Source organism: Vallitalea pronyensis, assembly GCF_018141445.1.
Classification (GTDB): domain Bacteria; phylum Bacillota; class Clostridia; order Lachnospirales; family Vallitaleaceae; genus Vallitalea; species Vallitalea pronyensis.
In genome coordinates this window covers 3,905,656-3,920,000 of record NZ_CP058649.1, presented here as the reverse complement: position 1 = coordinate 3,920,000, position 14,345 = coordinate 3,905,656, and the positions used below count along the sequence as shown (strand labels likewise).

The 14,345-nt window shown below is 35.1% G+C and carries 14 protein-coding genes; 12 read left to right on the top strand and 2 right to left on the bottom strand.

Going from position 1 to position 14,345, the window contains the following annotated elements; genetic code table 11:
* Positions 1-15 precede the first annotated feature (15 nt).
* The 3 genes from HZI73_RS16505 (at position 16) to HZI73_RS16495 (ending at position 3,784) form a co-directional block, all read left to right on the top strand.
* Positions 16-1,167: a CdaR family transcriptional regulator gene (locus tag HZI73_RS16505; protein ID WP_212694478.1), complete on the top strand. Its 1,152-nt coding sequence runs from the start codon at positions 16-18 to the stop codon at positions 1,165-1,167.
* Positions 1,168-1,247: 80 nt separating this feature from the next.
* On the top strand, positions 1,248-2,591 hold the full coding sequence (locus tag HZI73_RS16500) for a GntP family permease (RefSeq protein ID WP_212694477.1): 1,344 nt from the start codon (positions 1,248-1,250) through the stop codon (positions 2,589-2,591).
* Between the two features lie 62 nt (positions 2,592-2,653).
* On the top strand, positions 2,654-3,784 hold the full coding sequence (locus tag HZI73_RS16495) for a glycerate kinase (RefSeq protein WP_212694476.1): 1,131 nt from the start codon (positions 2,654-2,656) through the stop codon (positions 3,782-3,784).
* A gap of 251 nt (positions 3,785-4,035) precedes the next feature.
* On the opposite strand, the gene HZI73_RS16490 is transcribed toward HZI73_RS16495, so the two are convergent.
* Positions 4,036-4,941, bottom strand: coding sequence for a DUF362 domain-containing protein (locus HZI73_RS16490; protein WP_330619553.1), 906 nt, complete (start codon positions 4,939-4,941; stop codon positions 4,036-4,038).
* A 380-nt stretch (positions 4,942-5,321) separates the two neighbouring features.
* Here HZI73_RS16490 and HZI73_RS16485 point away from each other — a divergent pair, with 380 nt between their 5' ends.
* The 3 genes from HZI73_RS16485 to HZI73_RS16475 all read left to right on the top strand — a co-directional run bounded on the left by HZI73_RS16485 (position 5,322) and on the right by HZI73_RS16475 (position 6,905).
* Positions 5,322-5,885: an AlkZ-related protein gene (locus HZI73_RS16485; protein WP_212694475.1), complete on the top strand. Its 564-nt coding sequence runs from the start codon at positions 5,322-5,324 to the stop codon at positions 5,883-5,885.
* 172 nt (positions 5,886-6,057) lie between these two features.
* Entirely contained in the window at positions 6,058-6,204 is a 147-nt protein-coding gene (locus HZI73_RS16480) for a hypothetical protein (RefSeq protein ID WP_212694474.1), read from the top strand.
* Positions 6,205-6,287: 83 nt separating this feature from the next.
* Positions 6,288-6,905 carry a class I SAM-dependent methyltransferase gene (locus HZI73_RS16475; protein ID WP_212694473.1) on the top strand — a complete coding sequence of 206 codons (618 nt, stop codon included), beginning with the start codon at positions 6,288-6,290 and terminating at the stop codon, positions 6,903-6,905.
* Positions 6,906-6,914: 9 nt separating this feature from the next.
* Here the strand turns inward: HZI73_RS16475 and HZI73_RS16470 are convergent, their stop codons facing one another.
* On the bottom strand, positions 6,915-7,196 hold the full coding sequence (locus HZI73_RS16470) for a DUF503 domain-containing protein (protein ID WP_212694472.1): 282 nt from the start codon (positions 7,194-7,196) through the stop codon (positions 6,915-6,917).
* A gap of 237 nt (positions 7,197-7,433) precedes the next feature.
* On the opposite strand from HZI73_RS16470, the gene HZI73_RS16465 reads away from it, so the two are divergent.
* The 6 genes from HZI73_RS16465 to HZI73_RS16440 all read left to right on the top strand — a co-directional run bounded on the left by HZI73_RS16465 (position 7,434) and on the right by HZI73_RS16440 (position 14,057).
* Positions 7,434-8,525 carry a GGDEF domain-containing protein gene (locus HZI73_RS16465; protein ID WP_212694471.1) on the top strand — a complete coding sequence of 364 codons (1,092 nt, stop codon included), beginning with the start codon at positions 7,434-7,436 and terminating at the stop codon, positions 8,523-8,525.
* A gap of 180 nt (positions 8,526-8,705) precedes the next feature.
* Positions 8,706-9,335 carry a histidine phosphatase family protein gene (locus HZI73_RS16460; protein ID WP_212694470.1) on the top strand — a complete coding sequence of 210 codons (630 nt, stop codon included), beginning with the start codon at positions 8,706-8,708 and terminating at the stop codon, positions 9,333-9,335.
* Between the two features lie 43 nt (positions 9,336-9,378).
* Positions 9,379-10,434 carry an FAD-dependent monooxygenase gene (locus HZI73_RS16455; RefSeq protein ID WP_212694469.1) on the top strand — a complete coding sequence of 352 codons (1,056 nt, stop codon included), beginning with the start codon at positions 9,379-9,381 and terminating at the stop codon, positions 10,432-10,434.
* A gap of 307 nt (positions 10,435-10,741) precedes the next feature.
* Positions 10,742-11,917 carry a Gfo/Idh/MocA family protein gene (locus tag HZI73_RS16450; RefSeq protein ID WP_212694468.1) on the top strand — a complete coding sequence of 392 codons (1,176 nt, stop codon included), beginning with the start codon at positions 10,742-10,744 and terminating at the stop codon, positions 11,915-11,917.
* 16 nt (positions 11,918-11,933) lie between these two features.
* On the top strand, positions 11,934-12,926 hold the full coding sequence (locus tag HZI73_RS16445; protein ID WP_212694467.1) for a sugar phosphate isomerase/epimerase family protein: 993 nt from the start codon (positions 11,934-11,936) through the stop codon (positions 12,924-12,926).
* A 399-nt stretch (positions 12,927-13,325) separates the two neighbouring features.
* The gene (locus tag HZI73_RS16440) at positions 13,326-14,057 is read left to right on the top strand and encodes a polysaccharide lyase family 7 protein (protein ID WP_212694466.1); all 732 of its coding nucleotides are present in this window, start codon (positions 13,326-13,328) and stop codon (positions 14,055-14,057) included.
* Positions 14,058-14,345: the final 288 nt, after the last annotated feature.

Below are 14,345 nucleotides of genomic sequence, written 5' to 3'. Positions count from 1 at the left end.
AGGCTGGAGATGGGTATGTATATAAGAGACATTGCACAGAAAATTGTTAATTTAATGATGGAAGTTATTGATAACCGAAACATTAACATTATGGATTGTGAAGGTTTTATTCTGGCATCGGGTGAACCCAATAGAATAGCAACATATCATAAAGGCGCTGATGATGTGATTAAATCCGGCAAGGCAATCGAAATATTTCCTGAGGATATAGGACAATTTCCAGGTGCTAAACAAGGTGTTAATCTACCCATTAATATAGAGGGTAAAATTATTGGCGTTGTAGGTGTTTTTGGGCATCCAGATGAAGTTCGTATGGTTGCTAGGCTAGTAAAAAATTCAGTAGAATTAGCCCTTGAGCAATACCTTATATCCGAGCAAGTCAACCTTGTCAAAGACCTAAAGAATCAATTGATCAGAAAGCTCATTTTTAATCCGATAATTGAATCAGAAGAAGAGATATTATGCTTATCAAAAGTGGCACATGTGGATCTTAAAATCAAAAGATGTGCTGTAGTGATTAAATTGGATAACTTTACAAATGAAGAGATTTATGAATCCATGAATGCTATGGGACAAATTGAAAAAAATCTATATGAAAAAAATCTGATAACAAAAAATGATTTCTTTGGTGTAATTAATCATTATTTTATTATATTTAAAGCCATAGACGATAGCAAAAGAATTTGCTATAGAAATAGTATACAGTATATATTTGAAGATCAACAATGCTATCATGTGAAAATAGGTTTTGGCAATTCTTACAAGGATTTATATGGTTATAAAAAATCTTTTAATGAAGCTGTAGAGCTTATTTCAATCAGCAAAAAAGAACCCCTTGATATAAAAGATTTTGAAACCCAATCAAAATACCTTCTCCATAAGATACAAACAGATGTATCAGAGCCATTAATCAAAGAATTATATGCTTTAATATTGGATGAAAACAATAAAGTTCCAGAATGGTTCTACAAAACATTAGAAGCATTATTTGAGCATAATCTAAACTTGAATGAAACAGCAGGACATCTCTTTGTTCATAAGAATACCCTTGTTTATCGTGTGAAAAAAATTGAGCAAATAACAGGTTTGTCAATAAATAACTTTTATCATGGAGTACTTTTATACTGTTTATATGCTTTTATCAACAAGCATAATAGTGGGGGTTGATTCATCTCATATAAGCCAAAATGGTGACATGTATTGCCTTATTAATCAAAATTAATCGGAGACATTTAGGAGGAGATTATATGACTAGTGGCATAGGGCTTTTTCTTATTGTTATAATAGCAATTGTAGGTACAATTTTTTTGATTTCAAAGTTTAAAATGCACCCTTTCATCGTTTTATTATTGGCATCCTATTTCATTGGATTATGTACAAAGATGCCTGTTGAAGATATTATTTCAACGATAAAAAGTGGTTTTGGCGGCATATTGGGTAACATTGGTATTGTGATCATTGCTGGAACAATTATTGGTACAATACTTGAAAAAACGGGGGCTGCTTTAACAATGGCCAATACCATATTAAGGCTTGTTGGAAAAAAAAGAGCTGCCTTAACAATGAGTTTGACTGGCTATGTAGCAAGTATTCCAGTATTCTGTGATTCTGGCTTTGTCATACTATCGCCTATTAATCGAGCACTAGCGGAAAAATCAAAGGTATCCTTAGCTGTTATGGCTACTGCTCTTAGTTCAGGGTTATATGCAACCCATTGTCTTGTACCTCCTACGCCAGGGCCTATTGCAATGGCTGGAACATTAGGAGCTAACTTAGGGCTGGTTATTTTAGTAGGCTTGTTGGTGTCCATTCCTGTAATGATAGCTGGTTATTTTTATGCAATAAAAGTAGGCTCACGCTATCAAATAGATCCTAATCCAGATACAACAGTGGAAGAGTTAATGGAAAAATATGGCCAATTACCCAGCGCATTTAAGTCATTTGCTCCAATTATACTTCCCATTATACTCATCGCATTTAAATCCATTGCTGACTTTCCATCCGCACCTTTTGGACAAGGGGTTATCAAATCATTCTTTGATTTTATGGGTAATCCGGTTACGGCACTAATATTGGGTATTTTTCTTGCCATGACACTAATACCTAAAAAAGAAAAGGAAAATAGTTTTAAATGGATAGGTAATGGTATTGTTAATTCTGCATCCATACTTGCTATTACAGGTGCTGGAGGCGCCCTTGGTGCTATATTACGTGAACTACCCCTTGCAGATGCATTAAGTGATTCATTGCTTAAATATAATATAGGATTATTACTACCATTCATCATTGCTATGTTATTGAAAACGGCAATGGGTGCATCGACAGTTGCCATGATCATCACATCAGCTATGGTAGCACCTCTCATGGCCGAAATGGGAATGACTGGAGAAATGGCAAAAGTGTTAGTTGTTCTCGCTATCGGTGCTGGTTCAATGACTGTGTCTCATGCCAATGATAGCTATTTTTGGGTTGTCTCTCAATTCAGTGATATGGATACATCAACGGCTTACAAATGCCAAACGGGTGTTACACTTGTACAAGGTATTATCGCCATTATAACCATCATGCTATTGGGTTTATTCTTTATATAACCAGTTGAAGTGTGTAGAGTAGTATATTGGATAAATTCCATGTTAGTAAGGAGTGAGCATCTATGAAAAAAATTGTTATTGCATCAGATTCCTTCAAAGGTACTTTGAGTTCTATAGAGGTATGTCATATAATAAAAGAAGGTATAAAAAAGATTAGGCCTGAAATACATACTTATGAGGTTCCCATCGCAGATGGGGGAGAAGGGACATTAGAAGCATTTTTAAATGCTGTTGGGGGTAAAAAAGTTGTAAAAACAGTAACGGGACCGCTTTTTGATAAAGTTGAGGCAAGCTATGCACTATTATCGGATGGTTCAGCTGTTATTGAGATGGCACAGGCATCAGGATTACTCTTAGTAGAAGGTAAAGAAAACCCATTGGAAACGACGACTTATGGTACTGGAGAATTAATATGCGATGCCATTGAAAAAGGCTGCAGAAAAATCATTATTGGTATAGGTGGTAGTGCTACGAATGATGGCGGTGTTGGTATGGCTACTGCATTAGGTGTAAAATTTCTAATGGCAAATGACGAACAAATCGTACCTACTGGTGAGGGTTTAGCAATGCTGGATAGAATTGATGTACAATCACTCAATAAAAAGATAGCTGATTGTGAATTTATTGTAGCCTGTGATGTTGATAACCCGCTTTATGGTGAAAATGGAGCAGCATATATTTATGCACCGCAAAAAGGTGCAAATGAAAAAATGGTGAAAATCTTAGATGAAAACCTAAAACATTTTGCTGGTATTGTTCATAGGGATTTAGGTATCAACTTACAACAATATAAAGGTGCTGGTGCAGCAGGAGGATTAGGTGCTGGTTTGGTTGCTTTTGTGAATGCAAAATTAAAATCAGGTATTAATATTCTTTTGGACACTGTAGATTTTGATCATCTTATCATGGATGCTGATTTAATCATAACGGGTGAAGGCAAAATTGATGGGCAAAGTCTAAGAGGTAAAGTACCTATAGGCATAGCTGATAGGGCTGTTAGACATCATAAACCGGTTATTGCAGTAGTTGGGTCAATTGGTGACGAAACAGAGGCGTTATATGAGAGAGGTATACACGCAATCTTCAGTATTAATCAAAGACCAGAATCCTTTGATATAGCAAAAAAATACTCAAAAGATAATTTGTTTAAAACTGTTGAATCCATTATGCGTTTAATTTCTGTAATAGAGTAATAGATGCCAATAGATAAGAGATCGAAGATCGTGTTAAATATTGCTAACTATTCACTTGCATAGGACATGACTTACATGGACACTATAATATTATGAAATTAATTTATTTAATTTCATGCTGACTTATAAGTGAGGTGTGAGACCATTGTACATTTAAAGGTGTTATTTCAGGATAACGTATTAGATGTAGTCGGTTAATCAACATTTATAAGTACAAAACTAGTAGCTGCACAAGCTACTAGTTTTTTTGCTTAATTTTTATCAACAGCCAACATTTCGCCATATACTGCTTGACTGAATCGTTCTTCTGCAGTTGGAATATCAAGTCCAACGATATGCATCTGTTTAATATCTGTGACACCCATTTTCAGTTGATCGCATAGATGAAGGTATTGGATGGCTTCTGGTTTGAAACCTAATAAGCGTGCTCCAATGGTATCTACTGAAATAGGGTCTGTACCGCAGATGACTAGACCGGTGTGGCGAGAAAGACCCTTAGTAGGTCCCGTACCAATCATCACAGGGTTGCAGCTGAGTATAGCAATATCAATGGGGACGACGTCAGCCATTGCTGCGATAAACGTATGCAGATGATCATGGATCCCCAGGGCTTTTTTTGGAAAACCGTGTATACTTGCAGGAGGCCAACTTAAAGCGATGTTTTTAATACATGCTGACATGGTAGCGGATTCATGGTGTTTTAACTGGGTAAAGGATATTAAAACGGTGGTTTCTTCAAGAAGCTTATTGATTTTAGTTGTAAAAGGTCTCTTGTTTTGTAAGGGTACCGTAATAAATGGACCTTCATTCAAGTCAACAAATTCCACACCTTCACTTTGAATCACTTGATCATAACCAACGCCTGTCATCACTTGTGGTGTAGGCTGGCCACCAGAGCCTGTGGCAATGACGATTCTTTTTGGTTTTAGACCCTTAACATATTGAATAACCATACGTAAACTGTCTTGACCAACGACCACAGCAGATTCTGGATGTGGTTTGCTCAGGTTAACCCAGTTAGGCGTTATGACCACAACATCATTTGGTCCAATCAATTGATTTGTAGCGATATTGTTAAGTCCGTCCATGATAGCTTGTCGTTCGTCGTTATTGTGGGTGATAGAGATGTCAGAAGACATCCTTTTTCTTTGTCTCAAAATGATGCACCTCTTTTTTTTTGGATTAAGTTTACTTTTAGCACTTTTGCAAGGAATTATACACCATTTGACAATTTGAATACAGCTCATGCAAAATAACTGTCATGCTTTTGTAATGGTAACTTAATTTGACTCTTTTTTAATGTTTTAATACAATAAGAAGTGGATAATTTTGTCTGATACCCTATAGGAAGTTCAAATAAAGATAAAAGATAGAACCTATAGTGTATGTAAATCGGGAAGAATGGCAATTTATCTGTAAAAATATGCATAAATGAAGGGATATTCGCATATATGTTATAGCAATTAACAGGGTTTGATGAAGGGTGAATAACAATTAATGGTACATAAAAATAAAATACTTTGGGGGTGTGTATGGCATGAATAGCGACAAATATAATCAGATGATTGACTTAATTAATGCCCATGGGCTACTGCTATTAAATAGTACAAAGGAATTTTATAATGTAATGGATTCAGGTGGCGATTGGTTTACCATGATTCGTCTCATTGAAGATCGACAAGTGTATGTAAGTAAAATATACAAAGGAAAGACAACGTATTTATCGAAAGAATTATACTATGCCTTAAGAGGATGTAAAAATGACCATAAGATGATGACAGAGCATGAAAAAAGGGTATATGATTTTTTATCCAGTTGCACCAATGTGGATATGGACTTGCTTAAAGTTGCATTAAATATGGATCGGAAAGTATTAAGAAAAACATTGGATACCATGATGAAAAAACTCTTAATTACAGTATTATCTGGGGGAAAAAAGATTACCGATAGCTGGAGCAGTTATTATTTTGGTACCTATGAACAATGGGAAAGCAGTGATCAATCGTCAATCTATATGGACGAGATTACAGCTCGAGAGAAGGTTAATGGATATCTTAGTAAGATTATGACCGATAAACAAATTGAGAACTTATTAAAATAGTTAAGCAACGGGATACGATATATAGATCGATTTGAAAAACATATGATGACAATTTATCCAATGGATACATATTAATCAAAGAATCTTACCAAACTATAGATATGTGCTGAATGATGATGACATCATTGCATACAGCTAATAAACATGAATAACGGTTAGAGGAGGTTCTTGTATGTCTAAAGAAAGATCAAAAGATAAAGGTGGCACCAATGCTGGTTTATCCAAAAGCTTCAACAATAATCGAAGTGTCAACGGAAAATTAAAGCGTTCAGAAGATACCACCAATACCAATGCGGACAAACGAAGTCATGATGATTAATGATAAGCATAAAGGTGCTGTTTTAACGGCATCTTTGTTTTGTCCCATATAAGATATAATTTTTTTAAGGAGGGTTACATAAAATGAAGCCAGTATTTAGACAAACACAGCTTTACACATTTTTGTTGTATACCAATGGGAAAGGACTGGAAAAAAAGATATTGGACTTAGGAGCAGGAGGAAATCTGCCGCCTTTAGCCATCTTCAACGATCAGGGTTATGAAACTTATGGTATTGATATCAGTGATGAGCAAATTCAGCGAGCAAAAGAGTTTGAAAAAAAACAGGGCATATCGCTAAACATCATGAAGGGTGATATGACACAATTACCCTTTGATAACGATGCCATGCCTTACATCTATTCCTACAACTCTATTTTTCATATGTCAAAAAAAGAGATTGGTGAAGCCATAAAAGAAATTCATCGTGTATTATCTGTAGGTGGATTGGCCTTTCTTAATTTTCCCACAATAAATGATGCCCATGCTACTCATGGTGAAAAAGTGGGTGAAGGGGAATACTTGCAAGAAGAGTATGGCGAAAAAGTGCTTCATAGTTATTTTGACATTGAAGAGCCTGAGAAGCTCTATTTTGAAGGATTTGAAGTCATCTATAAGGAAAATCGTATACGCAACGGCTTTATGCGAGATGGGACAAGGGTTACAAGAGGTTTTGTCGACTATATCCTTGAAAAAAAATAATATAAAGCATTAATGGGCATAGGGAGTAATTTCTAAAATCTCTGCAGGATAGTTATACTCAATAAATGCAATAATATCCTGAAAAATTTTATCACAGATACCCATTTGATTACCTACAATGGCTATACCCAAATCAGCTTGGTTGTGGAGGTCATGATGGTCTACTTCTGCAATACTCACGTTATATTTATTGTGTACTTTATGGATGATACTCTTGAGTACACTGCGTTTATCTTTAAGGGAGTAAGCATTGAAAATACGCAATGTTACTAAATCTGATTTAACGTACATGTTCTCACCTCTATATGGAATATTCGTAATAACTGGATGTAGTATACTACAATTTGAGAGAATAAACAAGACTTATAACTGCTAACCATTTATAATTTGTTTTGAATAAGTGAATTGTTCAAAAATAAGTACAAAAAATCTCTTTATGAAAATCCATTATTATGATAATATTAAGAGTATTATAGAATATGTATTCACCAAAAAAAGATACATGTATTGAGTATTGGAGGAGTCAACATGCAAAGTCATCTGCTTCATAAAGAAGACGAACTCTTGTTTGATAATGAAGTGAAAGTCAACCTTTACATATCCAAAGTACTGTTTCATCTTGCCATTATTGTTATTCCATTGATTATTATATTACAGGTTGTTGGTGTATTTATATATTATATGACAGATGCCATTGGAGACATTGTAACTGCTTTTATTTTATTGATTATGCCAAGGTTATTGACGTTGGTACAAGCCCATGAAAAAAAATGGTTTAAATATATTCTCATCGTTCTTGTGATCATGACCTTACCCCTTATTTATCTGGAGTATGATTACATGGTATTAATATTGTGGATATTCCCATTGCTGATTAGCAGTATGTATTTTTCCAATCGATTCAATGTCATTACTGTGATTATGAATGTGATTGTGTTGGGTTTTACAAGCTATTATCGATCTTATTTGCGGTTACAAAATAACCTTATTTCAGAGCGTATAGGGGGCTTGTTCAATGATTTTATTATCAGTTACATTACCTATGCCATTTTAGTCATTTTATCTTTTGCGATTCTATTTATTTTAACCAATAAGACCAATGGTTTATTACGTGAGATGGTTAAGAAAAAACAATATGAAATTCTATCCATTACAGATTCCATGACAGGTTTATACAATCATCGTTTCTTAATGAAAGAGCTGGAAGATAAGAAATTGATATTTGATCGAGATAATACGCCTTTTTGTACTATTTTATTTGATGTTGATCATTTTAAGCATATTAATGATACCTTTGGTCATGTAGAAGGTGATGAAGTGCTAAAAGCTATTGCAAAATGCCTCCAAAATAATATACGATCGGAAGACATTCTTGGTCGTTATGGTGGGGAAGAATTCATGGTTATCTTCCCAAAAACCAAGTTGCATGATGCTTGTCATATTGCAGAACGTTGCCGAGAAAATGTTGCCAAGATTGTCATCGATGAAGTAACCATGTCATTGACTATAAGTGGTGGAGTAGACGAGTATACTGGCGATAGTATTCTTGAGTACATACGCTGCATAGATGAAAAAATGTATAAAGCTAAAGAGAATGGAAGAAACAAAATCATTGCTTAAAAGCAATTTAGACATATCATGAGCAAAAAGACTAAGTTAGGATACACAGACGTTCAAAACTTAGTCTTATTTATGTTTATCTAAAAGATAATGATATAAATTGTACCCATTAATCATAAGTGATATAATCGTATAAGATTAGTCCCAGTAAATGAGATGATAAAAGGTAGGAGAATCATAATGAATACAGAAGTTACACGACTATTTATTACACGACATGGTGAAACAGAATGGAACCTGGAAAGACGTGTCCAAGGCAGTAGAGATTCTAAGTTAACAAAGAAAGGCATCATGCAAGCTAAAAAACTGGGTAAATACCTCGCTGATACACCGATAGATATTATATATACCAGTACCAGTGGCAGAGCCGTGGATACAACGAAGCTCATTACAGGTAAACGCTCTATAGACATTGTTCCAATGGAGCAGTTGCAAGAAATGAACATGGGTATATGGGAAGGACTAACTTTTGATGAGATCGGTAGGAAATATGAAGACATGTATGACACGTTTTGGCAGACACCTCACTTATTAAAAGAGCATCCAGGAGAATCCTTTAATAGCCTAAAAGAACGTGTTCTAGGAGCCTTATTGAAGATTATTCAAGCAAACGAAGGAAAAAATATTCTTATCGTAGCACATGGTATCGTTTTAAATGTTATGATGAGTTACTTTGAAAAACGTCCTCTTGAAAAGTTATTTCATGAACCCCATATGTTATCCACTTGTTTAAATGAAGTGGAGGTGCAGGGTGATAACCATAACATTATACACTATGCCATAACAGACCATTATGCTTTGGATGTTTAATAGACTCAGTGATATAAGCAAGTAAACAGATAGGAGAGTGCACGTGAATAAATCATACGATATCATTGTTATTGGTGCCGGCCCTGCTGGTACAATGGCAGCCTATAATCTTGCGAAACATTTTAAAGTACTTATTGTAGAAGCCTATCCATTACCAAGAAACAAATCATGTTCTGGTGTGTTAATAAAAAAATCTGTGGATATCCTTGAAACGTATTTTGGTCCTATTCCGGGTAATGTAAAGACCACACCTTGGACAACCAATGGTATCACCATAGTTGATGCATCCATGAAGGGGCAAGATTATATAGATGAAGGGATGAATGTTCGAAGAGATTACTTTGACTATTGGCTAACCCAGCATGCCATTCAAGCAGGAGCTGACTTAATCGATAATGCAAGGGTAATCAAGATTCAAGATAATCGAACAGATGTGTCAGTAACAATCAAAGGGAAACAAACGCATCATATAAACACTAAAATAGTTATTGCCTGTGATGGTGTGAATGGTACATCAAGGATGCTAACCCAAACACCTCAACAAGACAAGGTGGTTACCTATCAGAACTTCTACCAAGGAAGGGCTTCCATAGATCAGTCAAAATTCTACGCCTATATTTCAAAAGATTTCTCGGAATATGATGCATGGATTAATACGAAAGATAATCTTATTGTTATAGGTACTATCGCTAAAACCCTAACAAAAGCTGTTGATTTCCATGAGCAATTTGTGAATTTCTTAAAAAAAGACATATCTCTTCACATAGAAAAAGAAATTAAAAGTGAAGCTTGGTGTCTTCCATTAGTGATACCTGATTTGCCCGTGGTTTTACGAAACAAAAGGGTTTTTTTTGCTGGGGAAGCAGCAGGATTATTAAATCCTTTTGGAGAAGGTATTTCCATCGCACTGATGAGTGGGCTAAGTATAGCAGATGCCTGTAGCCATCAGAAATCCTCTGAATTAATGGACTGTAAAGATATTGAAGAAAAATACCGAATGAACATGGCTGACGAGTTAGTACGGATGAAAAGGCAATGGGATTTTCTGAAAAATTTTCATCCTTATTTCTGGGAAAACACCCTAAAATGTACCAGATAGGAGTCTAAGTCAGCCCGCTGAAAATTACCATGTACTTTTCAAAAGGTGTAAGGAGCAGCTATCACAATAAAAGTCAATATTGTATTAGTATTGGTCAATTGAATCACTGGTTGTTGCAAGAAAAACATACTATAATATGACTATAATTCATTCATAAGGTCATGGTTGTATTTCATGTTTCACTTTATATTTTCTATTAATTCAAAAAAATACACAAAAGACTATGTGGATGATAGAATTTGATATATAATAAATACATGTAAACAGATAATATAAGATTATACATGCTAATAAGGGAGGTTTACAAATGATTGACGCAAAGAAATCCGAGCAATCAGACATAACGTTACATTATGGTATGGTAGGCGGCGGTGAAGGTTCTTTTATTGGAGATGTTCATCGTAAAGCAGCTGCATTTGATGGCAAATGCAGACTGGTGGCAGGGTGTTTTTCTAGAACTTATAGTAAGACACTGGCTACAGGAGAAAAATTGGACATAAGCAAAGAACGCTTATACGAAAATTATCAGCAAATGGCCCAAATGGAAAGTGAACGGGAAGATGGCATTGACTTTGTTTCCATTGTAGCCCAAAACTACATACACTATGATGTAGCAAAAGCATTTCTGCAAGCTGGGATTCATGTGGTATGTGAAAAACCGTTATGTTTTGAAATTGAGCAGGCAAAAGAATTAAAGCAATTGGCAGAAGACAACAATCTGTTATTCATGGTTACCTATTCCTATTCAGGGTATCCCATGGTTGAAGAAGCAAGGCACATCGTTCAATCTGGACAAATTGGCGAGATTAGAACCATTATGGGGGAATACCCACAGGATTGGTTAACCAATTTGGAAGAAGAAACCGATAACCAGCAAGCACAGTGGCGAACAGACCCCAAAATAGCTGGTATATCCAATTGTTTAGGTGATATAGGAAGCCATATTGAAAACACAGTCCATTACATAACAGGTTTAAACATCAAAAGAGTATGTGCAAAACTGGAGTGTATTCCACCTAAGCGTCCATTAGATACCAATGCACAAGTTCTTGTAGAATTTGAAAACGGAGCCAGTGGTATGTATTGGAGTTCACAAATTGCAGTAGGTCATGAAAATGGATTAAGGGTTAGGATATATGGGACAAAGGGAAGCATTGAATGGAGTCAAGAGACACCTAATGCTCTAAAGGTATGTGCTATAGGTGAGCCTGTTCAGATTTATTCCAGAAGTCAAGGCTATATCGGTCACAAAGCACAACAACTTACCAGGCTTCCAGCAGGTCATCCTGAAGCTTATTATGAAGCCTTTGCAAATATCTATGTAAAATTTGCTCAAGTTTTAGTAAAGACATTACACAATCAAGAGCTATCCCATGAGGACTTAAAGTTTACAGATGTGACCGATGGATTAAACGGGGTACTATTTATTCACAAATGTGTAGAGAGCAGTAAAAAAGGCAGTATATGGGTTAATGTAGAATAATCAAGGAGGTCAACAAATGGCAAGAAAGGTAACGATTTTCACAGGACAATGGGCAGATATGCCTTTTGAAGAACTATGCAAAAAAATGAGTCAAATGGGTTATGATGGATTAGAAATTGCATGCTGGGGAGACCATTTAGATGCTTTTAAAGCAGCAGAAGACATGGACTATGTCAATGAAAAAAAAGCCATACTAGAAAAATACGGTTTAACGTGCTGGGCTCTTGGCAACCATCTTGCAGGTCAGTGTGTTGGTGACCTATACGATAAACGATTAGATGGTTTCGCACCTGCTGACATGGCAGGAAATCCAGAGAAAATACGTCAATGGGGTATCGATTATACCATGGCAGCAGCAAAAGCCGCTAAAAATATGGGGTGTAAAGTTGTTACAGGGTTTATGGGGTCGCCTATTTGGAAATATTGGTATTCATTCCCTCAGACCTCTCAAGAAATGGTTGATGCAGGATTTGATGAAATCGTAACCTTATGGACACCAATTTTACAAGAATACGAGAAAAATGGCATTAAGTTTGCCCTTGAAGTTCATCCTACAGAAATAGCATTTGACTATTATACCACTAAGAAATTGTTCCAGAAATTTAATAACTGTGATACCTTAGGTATTAATTTTGATCCAAGTCATTTATTATGGCAAGGCATGGAGCCACATATGTTAATTCGTGATTTTCCTGATAAGATATACCATGTACATATGAAAGATGTAGCGGTGACATTAGATGGGCGAACAGGCATTCTAGGTTCCCATATTGAGTTCGGAGATGCCAGAAGAGGATGGAATTTCCGTTCACTTGGTCATGGTGATGTCAATTTTGAAGAAATCATTCGAGCCCTTAATGATATAGACTATAGTGGTCCATTATCAGTGGAGTGGGAAGATAGTGGCATGGAAAGAGAATTTGGAGCCAAAGAAGCTTGTGAATTTGTTAAAACAGTAGATTTTGCACCATCAACCATTGCATTCGATGACGCCATTAAAACAGATTAATTGGCCATATATTCATTAAAACAGACGATATGTCATGAATTAGATGAAAGAAACAAACCCCTTACAACGAAGAAGAGAGTATATACTCTCTTTTTCATATGTAAAAATATATTTCTAATATAAGCCTATAATTAATAGACCAGTAGATAAAATAAACTTTTGTCTGAATAGGAAGAATTTATTTAAATTTAATGTTGAAAAAATTTATTTAATATTGTATAATAATATATAATAACAGAATTATTAGATTATAACGTAAAAATGTCTCTTGCATAAACAGGTTATTTTATCATTTTATTTAATGTATAAAGTTTAGATCACGGAGGAGGTTTCTTATACAAACGATGATTATGGATTAAATACAAATGAAAAATAAATAAAAATAAAGGAGAGCTTTATATGAGAAAAAGCAAGAATTTTTTAAGTATTTTTATGGGGATATTTTTACTCGTTTCTAGCACAACAACAGTAATGGCTGCAACTTATCCATCGGATATACTTGATTTAACAAATTGGAAGATAACACTTCCTATTGCAGGTTCAAATGGTAATGCTATGGAAGTTAAGCAACCAGCACTAGACTCTTATGAGCACAGTTCTTATTTCGTAGACAGTGGAAGTGGGGTTCGCTTTAAAGCACATTGTGGAGGCGCTACGACATCTGGTTCATCGTATCCTCGAAGTGAATTAAGAGAGATGAAAAATAACGGTAAGGATAAAGCAAGCTGGTCAACAACTTCGGGAACACATATCATGGAAATTAGACAGAAAATAACCCATCTACCAGTTGTTAAGCCACATGTTGTGGTGGGACAGATTCATGATTCAAATGATGATGTGATTGTTATACGGTTAGAAGGCAACAAATTATTTGTTGATGAGAATGGGGATGATGGTCCTGTATTAACAAACAACTATCAATTAGGTACTATTTTTAAAGTTAAATTTGTAGCTAAAAATGGTGGTGTACAAATCTATTATAACGATAACTATGTCTATACTTATAAAGTATCAACATCAGGATGCTATTTTAAGGCAGGTATGTATACCCAGTCCAACACAAGCAAAGGCGATAGTTATTACGCTTATGGCTGCTGTATCATTTATGATTTAAATGTGACACATTACTAAAATTTACATATATGGGGCTGTTAGCATAATAAGTCCCCGCTAATGAAAAAGAGAGCAAATAATATTTGCTCTCTTTTTCGTATACCTATTTGGCATTGAATTGGTAACAATATGAGCGAAATGTCACAAAAATACTATGTAGTGTGTGTTTTTTTTCATCCCCATGCTATATAGTGTATTAAATCCATGACGAATTATAAGCGTCAGGGAATGCTTTTGTATAGATATATAGAATAATGTAAATATATTATATAAAATGTAAATTGTATTATATGTGCATTAAAAAAG